At 54.5% G+C, this 16,036-nt stretch carries 11 protein-coding genes; 7 read left to right on the top strand and 4 right to left on the bottom strand.

The features are described 5' to 3' along the window. Positions 1–44 precede the first annotated feature (44 nt). Positions 45–2,600: a chemotaxis protein CheB gene (locus tag VFO10_RS02955; protein ID WP_325137185.1), complete on the top strand. Its 2,556-nt coding sequence runs from the start codon at positions 45–47 to the stop codon at positions 2,598–2,600. Between the two features lie 4 nt (positions 2,601–2,604). Here the strand turns inward: VFO10_RS02955 and VFO10_RS02950 are convergent, their stop codons facing one another. Further along, positions 2,605–4,128: a GAF domain-containing protein gene (locus VFO10_RS02950; RefSeq protein ID WP_325137184.1), complete on the bottom strand. Its 1,524-nt coding sequence runs from the start codon at positions 4,126–4,128 to the stop codon at positions 2,605–2,607. A 236-nt stretch (positions 4,129–4,364) separates the two neighbouring features. Here VFO10_RS02950 and VFO10_RS02945 point away from each other — a divergent pair, with 236 nt between their 5' ends. Then, positions 4,365–6,533, top strand: a complete 2,169-nt coding sequence (locus VFO10_RS02945) for an ATP-binding protein (protein ID WP_325137183.1) — start codon at positions 4,365–4,367, stop codon at positions 6,531–6,533. Here the strand turns inward: VFO10_RS02945 and VFO10_RS02940 are convergent. The 3 genes from VFO10_RS02940 to VFO10_RS02930 all read right to left on the bottom strand — a co-directional run bounded on the left by VFO10_RS02940 (position 6,487) and on the right by VFO10_RS02930 (position 9,920). Beyond that, on the bottom strand, positions 6,487–7,809 hold the full coding sequence (locus VFO10_RS02940; protein WP_325137182.1) for a HAMP domain-containing sensor histidine kinase: 1,323 nt from the start codon (positions 7,807–7,809) through the stop codon (positions 6,487–6,489). The two genes, VFO10_RS02945 and VFO10_RS02940, sit on opposite strands and share 47 nt — an antisense overlap. Before the next feature lie 153 nt (positions 7,810–7,962). Then, a complete protein-coding gene (lexA, locus tag VFO10_RS02935) occupies positions 7,963–8,634 on the bottom strand; it encodes a transcriptional repressor LexA (protein ID WP_325137181.1) in 672 nt (223 codons plus the stop codon). A gap of 26 nt (positions 8,635–8,660) precedes the next feature. Beyond that, complete coding sequence (locus VFO10_RS02930) at positions 8,661–9,920, bottom strand: M48 family metallopeptidase (protein WP_325137180.1); 1,260 nt, start codon at positions 9,918–9,920, stop codon at positions 8,661–8,663. 207 nt (positions 9,921–10,127) lie between these two features. Between VFO10_RS02930 and VFO10_RS02925 the strand changes: the two genes are divergently transcribed. From VFO10_RS02925 to VFO10_RS02905, 5 genes are all read left to right on the top strand, one after another. Continuing rightward, positions 10,128–11,114 (top strand): YheT family hydrolase, encoded by a 987-nt coding sequence (locus VFO10_RS02925; protein WP_325137179.1) that lies wholly within the window; start codon positions 10,128–10,130, stop codon positions 11,112–11,114. 164 nt (positions 11,115–11,278) lie between these two features. Next, on the top strand, positions 11,279–12,262 hold the full coding sequence (locus VFO10_RS02920; RefSeq protein ID WP_325137178.1) for an ABC transporter ATP-binding protein: 984 nt from the start codon (positions 11,279–11,281) through the stop codon (positions 12,260–12,262). 6 nt (positions 12,263–12,268) lie between these two features. Beyond that, the gene (locus tag VFO10_RS02915; protein ID WP_325137177.1) at positions 12,269–13,267 is read left to right on the top strand and encodes a dipeptide ABC transporter ATP-binding protein; all 999 of its coding nucleotides are present in this window, start codon (positions 12,269–12,271) and stop codon (positions 13,265–13,267) included. Then, positions 13,264–15,069 (top strand): ABC transporter substrate-binding protein, encoded by a 1,806-nt coding sequence (locus tag VFO10_RS02910; protein ID WP_325137176.1) that lies wholly within the window; start codon positions 13,264–13,266, stop codon positions 15,067–15,069. Before VFO10_RS02915 ends, VFO10_RS02910 begins: the two co-directional genes overlap by 4 nt. Positions 15,070–15,082: 13 nt before the next feature. Next, positions 15,083–16,018: an ABC transporter permease gene (locus VFO10_RS02905; protein ID WP_325137175.1), complete on the top strand. Its 936-nt coding sequence runs from the start codon at positions 15,083–15,085 to the stop codon at positions 16,016–16,018. Positions 16,019–16,036: the final 18 nt, after the last annotated feature.

Below are 16,036 nucleotides of genomic sequence, written 5' to 3'. Positions count from 1 at the left end.
GGATCGTGTGATTTCTGAGCTTCCCAAGCCCCAGGAGGACGCTCATGAATGACATGAACCAGGATACCGATCAACCTGTTGTCGTTGGAATTGGCGCCTCAGCCGGCGGGCTTGAGGCCCTGCAGAGCTTCTTTGACCACTTCGATCATCCCGGCGATCTCTGCTTTGTCGTGATTCAGCACCTTTCACCTGACTTTAAAAGCCTTATGGACGAGCTTCTGTCGCGACATACCCGAATGAAGATCGTTCGGGTGGAACATGAGGCCGTGATCGAGCCCGCCTCGATTTACCTCATACCGCCCAAGAAATACCTGCAGATTCAAAAAAATCGCATCCTGGCCACCGATATGGAGGGCAACCATAGTCCGAGGCTGCCGATCGACCATTTCTTTGAAACGCTGGCCGAGGAACGTGGATCCGCGGCCATTGGCGTCATCCTATCGGGCACGGGCAGTGATGGAACCCGCGGGGCGAAGCTCATCAAAAGCAACGGGGGCCTTGTCATCGCTCAGGCTCCTGAAACCTGCAAGTTTGATGGCATGCCCAAAAGTATTATTCGCTCGGGTTTGGCCGATCAGGTGCTGGCCCCCGAGGAAATGGCCAGCTACGTTCAAAGTTACATACAAGAAATCACGAGGGGCGGAGGTGACCACAGCATTGAGACGGATGAGCAGAGCTACAGCCTTCTGCTCTCGCAGCTGCAGCTGGTCTCGGGGATTGATTTCAGCTCCTACCGTTCCTCCACAATCATCCGCCGCATTGAACGCAGGGTGAAGGTCCTGAACTTTACCTCGCTTCAGGAATACTGCGATTTCATCACGCAGGATCCTACCGAAATCCGCCGTCTGCATTCTGATCTTCTGATCGGCGTGACGCAATTCTTCCGCAACACCGAATCCTTCGAACTGCTCGAACGCCTGGCGATCAGCGAGATCGTGAAACGCTCCGCGCATAACCCGATCCGGGTTTGGGTGGCGGGCTGCTCGACGGGTGAAGAGGCTTACAGCCTCGCCATTCTTCTGCGCGAGACCATCATCGCCCAGGGCAAGACCAACGATTTCAAAATATTCGCCACCGATATTGATGCTCAGGCCATCAAGATCGCAGGTCAAGGGCTTTATCCGGAAACGATCAACCTTGAAATGCTGCACCGCGGTTACTTTGAAAAATACTTCATTCAGCGTGAGGGAGGCTATGAGGTTGTGCCGCAGATCCGCAACAGCATCGTTTTTTCCGTGCACAACGTCTTCCGCGATCCTCCTTTCAGCCGCATCGATCTGATCAGCTGCCGCAATCTTTTGATCTATTTCAAACCGACTCTGCAGAGCAAGGTCATCTCCGTCTTTCATTTTGCAGCCAAGCCGGATGGCTACCTTTTCCTGGGAAAAAGTGAAACCGTGGGCGAAATCAATCGTCAGTTCCGCGTCGTGCATGGGGCCGCGAAAATATTTCAAAAGATCAATAACCCTGAGGTGACGGAAAAACCTGAGCTGCGGCTTCGCATTCAGGAGGAAGCCATCATGCCTCCCTATGCGGATGCATCCATGGCAGCTCCTCGCAGCCTGCCGCGTGTCAGTTATCAAAAGGATTCGAGGCTTACCAAAGTCTATGAAAATATCCTGAGCCATTTCGTGGAGAGCGGCCTGCTCTTTGATTCAGGCTATAACCTTTTGCATGTTTTCGGCGAGGCTTCCACTTATCTGCAGGTCCCGGGCGGTCAAAGAACCTATGATGTCCTGAAGCTTTTGCCGCGGGATCTGGCCCTGGCTGTCCGGTCGGCTGTGGATAAGATTTCGCCGCAAAAGCGGCACGTGACTTTCGAGAACGTGGTCTGCCACGGTCCCGATACGACCCGAAGCCTCGATATTGAACTGATCGACTTTACCCCCGAAGTGGTGAGCGCCTCGCATGTCTATCTGGTTCGCATTCTGAATAGCGGACCTCAACCAGCCCCTTCCTTGGATCCTCAGGAATCCTTTGATGAAAGGCGGTATTCGCAGGCTCAGATCAGCAATCTGGAAGAGCAGCTGGATGGCCTCAGGGAATCCTTGCAGTCGACGATCGAAGAGCTGGAGACCACCAACGAGGAACTGCAAAGCGCCAATGAAGAGCTGATGTCTTCAAACGAGGAGCTGCAGAGCGCCAATGAAGAGTTGCAGTCGGTGAATGAAGAACTCTATACCGTCAACGCCGAATACCAGTCCAAGATCGACGAGCTTCAGCAGGCGCATCGCGATATCGAATTTCTGCTCAAAACATCGAGCATCGGCATGATCTTCCTGGATCGCGAACTGCGGATCCGCCGCTACAATTCTGAAATCCTCAAACTCGTCAACGTCATGCGCCACGACGTGGGTCGGCCTATCACGGACATCACTTTTATCGCGGAACATGACCTCGTCATTCGCACTCTGAAAGAGGTCATGATTTCGAAGATGACCAAGATCATTCAGATCGCGACCGACCAGAGCAAATACATCATGCGGATTGTGTACTGTTCCGAAGGTCACGAGGCGGCAGGGCAGCCCATGGACTATGGCTATGTGATTTCAGCCTTCAACATGGATGCCAATCCCTTCCACAATGGGCACGGGCCCTGAGCCGTCAGGTGATGCGCGGCCTTTGGATGTCGCCTTTGGAGCGGAAAATGAAGTTCACAAGGCGCCGCGCGACCAGTTTATCGGTGTGCGTCCAATACGAGGAGCAGCCGCGTCTTTCCTCGATCCAGGTGGCAAAGGATTGGCGAGGCTGAAGCCTTGGGGCAGTGGGATCGTCGGACAGATTCTTCATGGGATCGCCGGCCCAGGTGATGGTCTGCAGCATTTCATGGCGAAAGCCGAAGAACACATACTGCCATCTTTTTTCCCCGACCGAGAAACTATTCTGGACGATGATCAGCCCCCCGATGTCATCGGGCCATTCGTGATAGTAGCGAAAGCGCTTGCGAACATTTTCGGTGGCGAATAAGGGCCGGGTTCGATCGTAGCAGAACGTATCCATCATGCGGTGAATCAGGTCGGTGTCGGGACAGTAGCCGAAGGCGCTGACCTCGTCGCCGCTGATCAGCACGAAGCCGCAAAGGCCCAGAATATCGCAGATGCTCGCCACGCCCTCCTCCGAAAGATTCACCGTCCTGTCCCGCCAAATCAGATCATCGGCAAGGCCGAGGAGCCTTTGGTCCAGACGCAGGTGCCAGCGATTTTCTTCGAGGATTTTCATGGTTCGCAGCGTGACGCAGAAGTTGCGCACTGTTTCAGCGACCTGGATGCGCACATCGAAGGGAACCGCTCGCGGTGCATAGGCATGGGTCGTCACAAGGCCCCAAAGCTGCTTGTTCAGGATGATGGGCACCGAGAAGGATGACGCCACCTTCATGTTCCGCAGGTATTCGATATGAACAGGTGACACGCTGCGCAGATAACTATGGGTCAGGTCCAGATTCTGGCCATCGGCCGTCCGAATCGCCACAGGCCGATCATGAATACTCACGACCTGGCGAAAAAAAGTCTTCATATAAAGGTTGCGGGCGATCTGGGGAATGTCGGAAGCCGGGAATCGGTGGCCCAGGTATGCCGGGGCATCAGACAGTCTTTGTTCGGCAATCACTTCCCCGCTGCCATCGAATTGGAACTGATACAGCATCACATGATCATAGCCGATCATTTTCTGAATATCCCGAACCAGGGCCTTATAAGCATCAGAAGCTTCCGCAAACTCATGGGGAACATAAAGGCATGGTGCCAGGTTCTTTTTCGTCGGACCGGAAGCATCCTGCGCGGGCGCGGGTTCAAGTTCCAAAAAAATAATCTCGGCCGACGGGGTCGCGACCACGCTCCACACCCTCTGCCCCAAACGAAAATCTCCCAGTTTGCGTGGCAGTTCCGGGATCAAGGACTGCAGATGTTCACGAAAGGGAAGAAGTTCTTTGAAAAAAGAAAAGAAGTCACGCCGCAGCAGCGTCTCCACAGGAACGCCTATCTGCGCGACGTTTTCGCTTACAGCGAGGCAAAAACCCTGCCGATCCAGGGCGAAGAAGACTCCATGGCCCTGAATAAAGCCCGTATGGCGAAGTTCTTCCTTCTCACATTCGCTGGCGAGTCGATCCATATCAACAGCAGAAGGTTCCATAGACTTCAGAATATGTCCTCCTGATGGAAACTTTGGAAGCTATAGCAAAAACTGTGGAAAAAACGAAGATCAATCCTTTGCACGGCTGTCCAGGTCGCAGTCCCCGTCCCGAAAAGCTAAAAGGTATTTGGTACATGGATGAGATCGTGTAATCTGCGGATAAGCACGCACACACATAACCAAGACTGCGTCCAGTCGACACCGATCGAAGACGCACCAGCAATGTGGGCCATGCCATGACTAGCCAATATACCGACTTGTGCATCAAGGTCAGTTCGGATCGCCTCCCCGAGCTTCATCGTCTGATCAGCACGCAGCTCAGGGCGGATGAATACGTCATCGACGAGGCACTGAGTCCTGTAAGCAGCCGGACTGGAGCCACAGCTCTGGCGGAAAGCCCTTGGTTTTCTGAGCTGAAAACCCAGCTCGTCATTCAATCCGATTTCATCCGCTGCCTTTTGGATATGAACACCGATGCGGTGCTCATGTGTTCCGAAGACTTTTCCATCGAATCCTGCAACCAGTCGGCCCTCGATCTGTTCCAGATGGAACAGCACGAGCTAATCGGTCGTGATTATCTCGGATTCTTCGCGGATGCCAAGGACGGGGAACGCTTTGAACAATTTCTGAAGCCGCATGCCCTGATCCCATCGGATAAGGTCAAATACAACAGGGTCTTCCGAATTCGGAATGGCGTCGGCCGCATTCTGCATGTCGAGATCTGGATGGAGCATCACTTCCAGCTTCACGGACTGAGCCGCGTGATCATGATGAAAGACTGCAGCCAGCGCATGCGGACCGAACTTGAACTCCGCACCAACATCGCCATTCATCGCACCATTGCCGAAGCCGCCTCGGACGCCATCGTGAGCATAGATCAGTATGGGATCATCCAGTACTGCAATCCTGCGCTCCTGCGTCTTTTTCAAATACCGCGCCCCGAGGTCATCGACTTCACCATCGAGAAAATACTGCCAGGATTCAAAGGCAATCTGCAGAAGATCCTGGTGGGATTGAACGCCGAGAAAGAGATCGAGATCCGTGATATCGAATGCATGGCCCTGGCCGCCAACGGTCAGACCTTCAACGTCGCGGTTTCGGTCGGCGGGATATCCGCTGATTTCCCCTTCGGCCTTTCCATTATCATTCGCGATATTTCGAGTCGCAAGAAAACCGAGCTGGCTTTGCAGGAAGCCAAGAAGGCCGCCGAAGCCGCCAGCCAGGCGAAAAGTCTCTTTCTGGCCAATATGAGCCACGAAATCCGCACGCCGCTGAATGCCATCGTCGGCTTTATGGAATTGATCATGGAGCAGCTGGATGACAAGCCCCAGGGGCTTCAGTATGCCGAGACCATTCGCCGCAATTCAAGGCTGCTTTTGCAGATCATCAATGACATTCTTGATCTTTCGAAGGTCGAGGCCGGGCGCCTGGAATTCACCTGCGGCGTCTGCTCTCTCAACAAGATCATCGACAATGTTCGCAGTCTTTTTTCCCCGCGCGCTGAAGCGAACGGCGTGAAATTTCATGTGGTCAAGGAAGGCCCGATACCGGACCTCATTGAAACAGATGAGATCCGCCTGGAACAGGTCCTTATCAATCTGGTGGGCAATGCTGTGAAGTTCACCAGCTCCGGCCTCGTCGAACTGAAGATCAGCAGTGAGAAAAAGGCCGCAGAACCCACTCTCATTTTCACCATCACCGACACGGGCCGAGGCATCAGTCCCGAAGCGCAGGCCTCCCTCTTTCAGCCCTTTTCCCAAGGCGATATCGCCAGGACCCGTGTCTATGGAGGGACGGGCCTCGGGCTTTTGCTGTCCCGCAAGCTCGCCGAGGGACTCGGTGGATCCTTGCAGCTCGTGAGCAGCCAGGTGAATCAGGGATCCTGCTTTCGCTTCGCCATCCAGCATAGATTGCCGGTCTTGCATCAGATCCCGAAGGAGCGAAAAGCGGCTGCCCCGCGGCAGGTGCTGCCGTTTGATCGAGCCTCGCGGCCGCTGCGCGGCATCCGCTTTCTGGTGGTTGACGATGCGCCTGACAATCACGCGCTCCTCAGTCATTTGATTCGCGGCTACGGCGGTGACGTCGCGATTGCTGAAAATGGAGTTCAAGCCGTGGATAAAGTCGTGGCGGAGCCCTATGATTTCATCTTCATGGATCTGCAGATGCCCGAGATGGACGGCTTCCAGGCCACGGAAAAAATTCGCGGGCTAGGCTACAAGGGTTTCATCTTCGCCTTTTCTGCGGCCAACATGAAAGAGGATCGCAGTCGATCGCTGGAGGTTGGCTGTGATATGCATCTGGCCAAACCCATTGAGGTGAATCTGGTCCTGCGCCAGATTCATGATCGCCTGCCTCTGCTCAAATCCCGGGTGCTGGACCTGAAACCAGGGGCAGTTCCATCTTGAAGGTCGTGTAGCGTGCCGAGGTATCGAGCCAGATGTTGCCGTGATGCTGCTCCACGATGCCTTTGGAAATGCTGAGGCCAAGACCCATGCCCTTGCCGATCGGCTTGGTGGAGGAGAAAGGTTGAAAGAGCCTCTCCTTCTGCTGTGGCAGCACGCCCTGACCACTATCGGTCACGATAAAGACCACCCTTTCGCTATCATGCACGGTCCAGACGCGGACCCAACGTTCCTGAGCCTCGGCCACCGCATCAAAAGCGTTGGAAAGAAGGTTCAAAAGCACCTGGGCGATCTGCGACTGATGACAGGGAATCATAAGGGTCTCAGGAATATGCTTGGCGACGGTCAGCTCAATCCCGTAATGCTGAAATTTCTGGCGACAGAGGGCTTCAGTATGATCGAGCAGGGCGAGCACGCTGACGTTCTGAAAGGGGTCGCGCGCTCCGTCTCCGGAAATCTGCAGAAGGCTCTGCACGATATGCGAGATGCGGCCGGAACTCTGCTGCAGGTTATGCAGGGATTCCTGGAGTTCCTGGGCCGAGAGCATGCCCTTGATGAGCCGTGCCTTCAGGGCGTAAAGCTGGGCCACAATAATGGACAGAGGATTATTGATTTCATGCGCGATCCCACCGGCCATTTCCCCGAGCGCCTGCATCTTGGAATTTTGCACCAGGGCTGACTGCTGCCTTTCGATCGTGGCCTTGGCCTGCTGCAGATTCATTCCCGAAGCCACCATCTCGTTTTCCAGCTCCCGATGCCTCAGGCGAAGAAAGTCAAAGATCAGGTAAAGGAAGATAAAGGAGCTATTCAGTATTCCAAGGCGAATGGCCGTGATCATCCATTCAGGATGTGTCCTTGGCAGCTGGAAAATATCATAATCCCGCCATTCCAAAATATTCCAAAGGATAGGAGCGAGCAGCACAGCTGCCCATTCCATCCAGCGCTTGGGTCGCAGGTGAATGATCTGGCTTAAAAACGCGCTCAAGGATAGCAGCTGCACAAGGGCTTTTTCCCCCAGTATGGCGGCAAAGACGAAAAAGGTCAGGTGCTGCAAAAGAATCACGATGCATTTGAGCCGGGAATCAACCTGAACCGACAGCCGCCGCAGCATGAAATGAATGGGAACCTGAAAAGCCAAAAGCAGCAGGAACTCGAAATAGCGCTGCCCGGCGATGAAAATCAGCGCGTAGAAGCTATCGGATACCAGCTGCGACCACATGATCTTTCTGATCTGGCGCCTTTGAGCTTCGATTTCAAATTTCCGGATCTGCTGCAGCATAGTCGACGTGCCAGCCTTGACTCGAGGTTGCGCGCGTATCCTAGCCGCTGAGAAAGAATATGTAAACAGAGTAGGGGAGAAGTATGTCGAGTTATCGCCAACACGGAAGGTTGACGATAACTTATGTCATAATGCTGGGAATTTCTGTCATCATCAGTTCAGGTCAAACATGGTGCGCTGCAGCGCAACGACCCGGCCGAGAACGGCGAAGGGTTCATCGTCGGCATAGATTTCCTGAAAATCAGGATTTTCCGGTTTCAGGTACCAGCCGCGACGTGAATCCAGGCAGAGCCTTTTCACAGTGGCGTTGTCACCGACCTGCGCGACGACGATGGTTCCGTGCGGAGCATCCTGCTGCTGCTGAATCACGAGCCAGTCGCCATCCAGGATCCCGGCATGCAGCATACTCAGGCCCTTGGCCTGCAGAGCAAAAAGATTGTCCTGCGAGACGGAGCGCGGCAGAAGACTGCTCGAAACGCGGATATATCCCGAGTGATCCTCGATCGCTTCGATGGGGACGCCAGCGGGAACCTTGCCAAGGCAGGGCACCAGAAAGGAATCGCCCATGTCGCCGGGAGCGGCGAGCTTCACACCGTAAAAGGCCTTTCCTTTGTCGGAAAGAGTCAGGGAGCGCGCGGCTTGCTTCATCGGTGTGGTGATGAAACCTTTTTTCCGGAGCGAGGCGATCACGTCCTGAGCGGAGCCAACAGCTTTATAGCCCATGAAGTCACAGAGTTCACGAAGCGTCGGCGCATAGCCCACGCGTTCGGTGTGCGATTTTATAAACTCGAAAGCTTTGAGCTGGCGTGGAGTCAAGTTCTGCATAAGCTGCACCTTTCAGAGTCAGTTCGTTATCGAAGATATCCCATAGCATCCAATCGCTCGAGTAGGGGCGGATGCGAATGATAAACCCCTGAATACCAGGGGTGACTGATCGGCATTAAATGACTGTTTTCACGAAGCTTCAAGAGGGCGTCGCCCAGCTTGCGCTTGTCTTCGATATTCTGCAGGGCGAAGGCGTCGGCCTGGAACTCGTTGCGACGCGAGATCTGGCTTAAAAGCGGTTGCAGGATGAAATTGATGGGGCCAAACCAGAGTGAAAATACCACGAGCGCGCCGTAGTCGGAAACAGCCGGCAAACCGAAGGCCTGATAGAAGCTGAGCAGCGGCAGGCAGAGGCTGAGTCCGTAAAACATGAGGCCGGTGATGAAAAAGCTGCGAATCAGCGACCAGCGCACGTGATGCAGTTTGAAATGCCCGAGTTCGTGAGCGAGGACCGCTACGACTTCACCGGGGCTCATGCTTTTCACAAGGGTATCGAAGAGCACGATTTTCTTTTTACCAAAGACGCCCGTGAAATAAGCGTTGCCGTGCGCCGAGCGCTTCGAGGCATCCATGATGGAAATGCCGTCGGTGTTGAAGTCTATTTTGCGGGCGAGGGTGTAGATATCATCGCGCAGAGCCCCTTCTTCCAAGGGATGAAACTTGTTGAATAGGGGCGCGAGGAGCGTGGGATAAAGCCAGGCGGTCAGAAGACTGAAGCCGAAGAGCAGAAGCCAGGCGGGAATCCACCAGTTGCTGCCGGTGCGGCCCATGACGAAGAGCAGCGCCGCGAGCAAAGGTCCACCCAGAAGGGCGGTCAACAGCATGGTCTTCACCTGATCGCTGATGAAGCCTTTCAGGGTCTGGCGATTGAAACCGTGCTTTTGTTCGATGACGAAGGTGAAATAAAGGTCAAAGGGCAGGCTCAGAATATAACCCAAGGCACCGAGCAGCGCGAAGAATCCGAGTCCAGTCAGTATCGGGCTTTCCGCGCCGCCGGTCAGCGGGCTGATGGTTTGCTCCACCCATCCAAGGCCACCGGCAGCCAGGAAAATAAGGGTAATGGCGAGCTGCACCGCGCCCGAGATCTGCGCGAAGTGATACTTGTCCCGGGCATAGGCCGAGGATTTTCGCATCGCTTCAGGGCTGATTTCAAGGACTTTGGCGGCTTCCGCCTGACGCTTTGGGTCCTGGGCATAGCGATGATTGAGCCAGGACAGCAGAGTTTCGATACCATATTGCCCAAGGCGAAGGACGAGATAGACAGTCAGTATGGGAGTAGCGTTCAAGGGATTTCCCCATAAATAGTTACGGACCCAAACTAACGATAGGTGAGCCAAAATGCAAAGTAAAAAAGTGAAGAAAGTCGAGGTCCTGTCGAGTTTTGCAAATTTTTCAGCGCCAAAAAGTCCTCGTAAGTCAAAGACTTGCCTGGATCGGGCTTAACTCGTAAGTTCCCTATGCCGACAAGAGGCCATCTCTCCTGGAGTTTAGCCATGCCTTCGTCATTCCAGCCTCATCCACTCTGTCCCGGCGGGCAACTGCAGACTGTGATCGGCTGGCTTTGGCCTGATTCGCGCCCCTTTCCGCCGGATGAGTCGATGATTGTTCCTTTGTCGGACGGTGATGCCATCGTACTGGATATCAATCATCCCGCGGACGCTTCCCCGCGAACGCCGATCGTTTACCTGATGCATGGCCTGGGCGGTGATTCCGAATCTTCGTACAAAGTTCGTCTCGCGACCAAGCTTACCAAAAGAGGCGTGCGGGTCATTCGCCACAACCACCGTGGTGCAGGGCGGCACGGGAAGCTGGCCCAGCGCATCTATCACTCCGGTTCCGTTGCCGATGTCCTGGCCGGTCTGCAAAGCGTCTCGCAACGCTGGCCGGATAGTCCGCTTTTGGTCGTGGGTTTTTCCCTGTCCGGCACCATTCTTTTGAATCTTCTCGGTCAGCGTGTGAATGAGCTTCGTGCTCTGCCGCAATTAAAGTCGGCGCTCGCCGTCTGTCCGCCGATCGATTTGGAATTGAGTTCGCGCACGATCGACCAGATCGGCAACAGGCACCTGGATCTTTTCTATGTGCGCAGTCTTTTGAAACAGCTCCTGGATCGCAGCGTCGTCGACGCCGACTTCGTGGCCCAAAAGATGTCCCGCCTTTCCTTGCGTCACTTCGATGAAGTCATTACTGCTCCACTGGCCGGTTTTCTGAATCGCACGCATTACTACGACAGCTGCTCGCCCAAGAATGTGGTCGGCAATATCAGGCTGCCGACGTTGATCCTCGCGGCCGCCGATGATCCTATTATTCCCGCTCCTTCGGTCATCCGCGCCCCCTATAGCACCAAAACCCTGCTTTCCTTGCAAGCATCCGGAGGCCATCTTGGCTTTATCAGCAAAGAAAAGACGCCGCAGGGCGACAATCGTTGGCTGGACCACTTCGTGACGAGTTGGGTTCACGAGCAGCTCCTCGCCTGCGCTTAGTCTGGACAATTCAAAAGCCAAAATCTGCCTGCCCTGAGCATGCTGAAGAGCCTCTTCGGCTGCAGGTGACACCGTCATGCAACGCAATTGCAAGTGCGGGCGAAATAGATTAGAAGGGAGGTCACTTTATATTTCCAACCTACGTTTTATGATCGGGAAGGTTGATGTTGGATTCCAAAAACGCCCTGCTGAGAGTGCGGGATCTACGCACCTCTTTTCAGACGGAAACCGGGACAGTCCGCGCCCTTGATGGGATCAGCCTGGCCGTTGAAAAAGGCAAAACCCTGGCAGTGGTCGGCGAATCCGGCTGTGGAAAATCAGTGACCGCCATGACCATCATGGGGCTGGTGCAGGAAGCCAATGGCTTCGTCGAAAGCGGCGAAATTCTTTTCGAAGGCCAGGATCTCACGAAGATTTCGAAGGAAAAAATGCGGGCCATTCGTGGTGATCGCATTTCCATGATTTTTCAGGAGCCGATGACCGCCCTGAATCCGGTGTATACAATCGGCGAACAGATCGCCGAGGTGGTTCGCATTCACCGTGGCATGTCGCGTCGTGAATCGCTGCATGAAGCTCTGCGCATGCTGAAGCTCGTGCACATTCCCGATCCCGAGCAAAGGCTCCACGATTATCCGTTTCAGCTTTCCGGTGGCATGCGGCAAAGGGTGATGATCGCGATGGCCCTGGCCTGCGAACCCAGCCTTTTGATTGCGGACGAGCCCACCACGGCCCTGGATGTCACCATTCAGGCGCAAATTCTGCGTCTCATGAAAGAGCTGCAGCAGGAAAAGCGGACTTCGATCATTTTCATCACCCACGATCTGGGCATCGTCGCGGAGATGGCCGATCATGTGGTCGTGATGTATGCGGGGAAAGCGGTCGAGTACGGCGATGTCTTCAGCATTTTCGAAAATCCGCGGCATCCTTATACCAAAGGCCTCCTGCAGTCGATCCCGTCGGCCACGGTCACCAAAAAGCAAAAACTGTTCACCATCGAAGGCACGGTTCCGAGTCTTCGGAATCTTCCCCAGGGCTGCCGTTTCAATACGCGCTGTCCTTTTGCGTTTGAACGCTGCTTTGCCCAGAACCCCGAGCTGACCCAGCTGCCTGGGGATCATAGCGTGGCCTGTCATCTGGAAGGACAATAATATTTCATGACCAGCCTGCTCGACGTGAAAAACCTGAATATGCATTTTCCGATCCGGGGCGGACTTTTCAAGCGTCAGGTAGGTTCGGTCTATGCCGTGAATGATGTCTCGTTTCAGCTTGAGGAAGGCGAGACCTTCGGCATCGTCGGTGAATCCGGCTGCGGCAAGTCCACGCTGGGACGCGCCCTGGTCCGCATCTACGAGCCGACCTCGGGTGATATCTTTTTCCGCGGCCAGAACATCGCGCATTTGAAAGACAAGGGTCTGAAGGATTTTCGCAAGGAAATCCAGATGGTGTTCCAGGACCCCTACGCCTCGCTGAATCCCCGCAAACCCATCTTTGATATTTTGGAAGAGCCCTTCCTCCTGCATGGCCTTGGCAACGCCGCCGATCGCAGAAAGCAGGTGGAAGAGCTGATGCAGCTCGTGGGCCTGCGCGCGACCGATATGAATAAGTTTCCGCACGAATTCAGCGGCGGTCAAAGACAGAGAATCGGCATTGCTCGGGCTCTGGCCCTGCGCCCGAGCCTGATCGTCTGTGATGAAGCGGTCTCGGCCCTGGATGTTTCGATCCAGGCCCAGATCATCAATCTTCTCATGGATCTGCAAAAACAGCTCAAGCTGACCTATATTTTCATCTCTCACGATCTGAACGTCGTGCGGTATATTTCCGATCGCGTGGCGGTGATGTACCTCGGTCGTCTGATGGAGGTCGCCGATTCCGCCACGATGTATAAAAATCCCGCGCATCCTTATACCCGGGCGCTGATGGCGTCGGCTCCGAAACCGGATCCCCGTCGCACGATGAAACCAGCTGTCCTGGAAGGGGATGTTCCCAGCCCGAGTCGTCCCCCTTCGGGCTGTCCGTTTCACACGCGCTGCCCCTATACCATCGCAATCTGCAAGGAGCAGCTGCCGGCTTTGCTTCCCCTTGGAAATGACAATCAACACCGCGTCGCCTGTCACCGCGCGCAGGAATTGAACATGGAGGCCATTCACTCATGAAATTTCAAAATCGCTGGCTTGCTTTTCTGTGCCTCCTCGGCAGTTTCGCTGTCCAGCCTGGCTGCACGAAAAAGAAAGTCGAGGAATCCAAGGTCAGCAGCACGGGCTCTGCCGAGGCTCCTTTGAAGATTTTCTATCACTACCGGCGCTCGGAAGAGAAAAGCCTGGACCCTGTGAAATCTTTCGATGAGGCTTCGCGTCAGCATATTCGCAGTCTCTTCGATACGCTTTTGGAATACAATTACCTCAAGCGCCCGTATGAACTCGCGCCCCTCCTTTTGACAAAAATGCCGGAAAAACAAGCCGATGGCGTGACCTATCTTTTCACGCTGAAGCAGGGCGTGAAGTTTCACGATCACGCCGTTTTCCCCGAAGGCAACGGCCGGGAAATGACGGCGGATGATGTGATCTTCTCACTGAAGCGCTTCGCGGACGCCAATGCCAACCGCCTGAGCTACACCCTGATCCAAGGCCTCGTTGTCGGCATGGATGAATTCCGCGAGCTTTCGAAAAAGCAGCCGCAGGGATTTGATTATGCGAAGCATGAAATCTCGGGCCTTAAGAAACTGGACAACTATCGTTTCACGATCACCTTCACCCGGGACAGCCCGCTCAACTTTTATCCCCTGGCCTTTGAAGGCACCTCGGTCGTACCCAAGGAAGCCGTTGCCAAATACGGTGATGACTTTGATAAGAATCCGGTCGGAACCGGCGCTTTCTATCTGAAAAGTTACTCGCGTCGCGGCACGACTGTTCTGGCCAAAAATCCGAACTATCACGGCACCTATCCGACCGAAGGCGCCCCTGGGGATAAGGAAGCGGGGCTTTTGGAGGCTGCAGGCAAAAAGCTGCCCTTCGTGGACGAGATCCACCTGCCTTTGATCGAGGAAACCCAGCCCGCCATGCTGAAGTTCAAAAAGGGTGAAGTGGCCTGGGTGGCCATTGGCCGTGACGATTACATCGCCATGGTCGATCGCGTTCCCACAACGGACGGAACCAAAAAATTCAAATTAAAGCCCGAGTATGAGAAATATGCGCTCTATTATGTGCCGAGCCTCGCCACCAACTTCATGCGCTTTGGCATGAAGGATCCTGTGGTCGGTAAAAACAAGGCGCTCCGCCAGGCGATTGCCTATGCGATGAGCGCGGATGGTTTCATTGAACTCATGATGAACGGCCGCGGCAACCGCTCCGAATCCATCGTCCCGAATGAAATCGCCGGCAGCACGCGCGAAACCGGCTCGACCTGGTACACGCAGAATATCGAAATGGCCAAGAAAAAACTGGCTGAGGCCGGCTATCCCGATGGCAAGGGCCTTCCCGCCCTGACGGTCGAATACCGTTCCGCCATCAAGGATCAGCGGCAGCAGTATGAGTTCATGCGCAATGAACTCGCCAAGGCGAATATTAAATTGGAAGGCAATTTTCAGTCCTTTTCCAACTTCCTGAAGAAAACCGACGAGGGCAACTATCAAATCGCCGATGCCGGCTGGAACGCGGATTATCCGGACGCGGAAAACTTCTATTCCCTATTCTATAGCAAAAACAAAGCCCCGGGCCCCAATACCAGCAACTTCGAAAACGCGCAGTTTGATGCCGCCTATGAAAAGGCCCGGCATATGATGAATGGACCCGAGCGCTATAAGCTCTTCGCCGAGATGGATGCGATCCTGAAAGAGGAAGTGCCGATGATCCTCATCAGCAATCACTACGTGATGGGCGTTCTGCAGCCGAATGTCCGTAACTTCAAGCGGAACCTTTTGGAAGAGTATCCATACAAGTACGTGGACCTGGCTCGATAATCGGGGGAACGTCATGATCAATTACATCATTCGCCGGGTTTTGCAGACCATTCCCATCATTCTGGGCGTGGCCTTCATCGTCCTCGTCCTCTTCACCAAGGTCGGCGAGGACCCGGTGCGAATGAAGCTCGGCAATCATGCGACGCAGGAAGCCATCGACGAACTGCGGGCCAAGTGGGATCTCGATAAACCGCTCGGCACCCAGTATCTGATCTTTCTGAAGCAGATTGTGACCTTTGATTATGGCGAGTCCTTCAACTCAGGCGAGCAGCTGAGCGAGATGTTCGCCGAGGGTGCCTACGCATCCCTGATGCTGACGCTCCCGCCTTTTTTCGCGGGGATCCTGATGAACCTCGCGATCGCGGTTTTGATCGCGTTCTATCGAGGGTCCTGGATCGATCGTTACAGCACCTTCGTCTTCGTGGCCGGTATGAGCATCTCGTACATGGTCTACATCATGTTCTTTCAGTATTTCCTGGCCTATGAACTCGGCTGGTTTCCCATCAACGGCTTTGAACCGGGCCTGAATGCGATTCCTTATCTGATCCTGCCCTGGATCATTTTCATGATCGTCTATTCCGGGCCGCAGATTCGCCTTTTTCGGACCGTGTTTTTGGACGAAACCAAAGCCGATTACGTGCGGACCGCCTTTGCGAAAGGCTGCTCGCCAGCGCGCGTTATGTTTGTGCATATCATGCGGAACGCCTTGATCCCGATCCTGACCTATACCGTGATCGAGATTCCCAACCTGCTCCTCGGCGCCTTTCTGATCGAACGTTTCTTCTCGATCCCCGGCACCGGCGACATCTTGATTTCGGGCGTGAATAACGGGGATTTTCCCATCATCAAGGGGCTGACGGTGCTTCTGGCCATCAGCTTTACGCTCTGCAACATGCTCATTGATATCCTTTACGCCTACGTTGATCCGCGCGTTCAGCTGGATGGCTAAGACAGGGAAGAAGGCTCT

The sequence above is a fragment of the Oligoflexus sp. genome (genome assembly GCF_035712445.1).
Classification (GTDB): Bacteria; Bdellovibrionota_B; Oligoflexia; order Oligoflexales; family Oligoflexaceae; genus Oligoflexus.
Note: the sequence above shows the minus strand (reverse complement) of the source record. Positions and strands in the feature narration are given on the sequence as shown.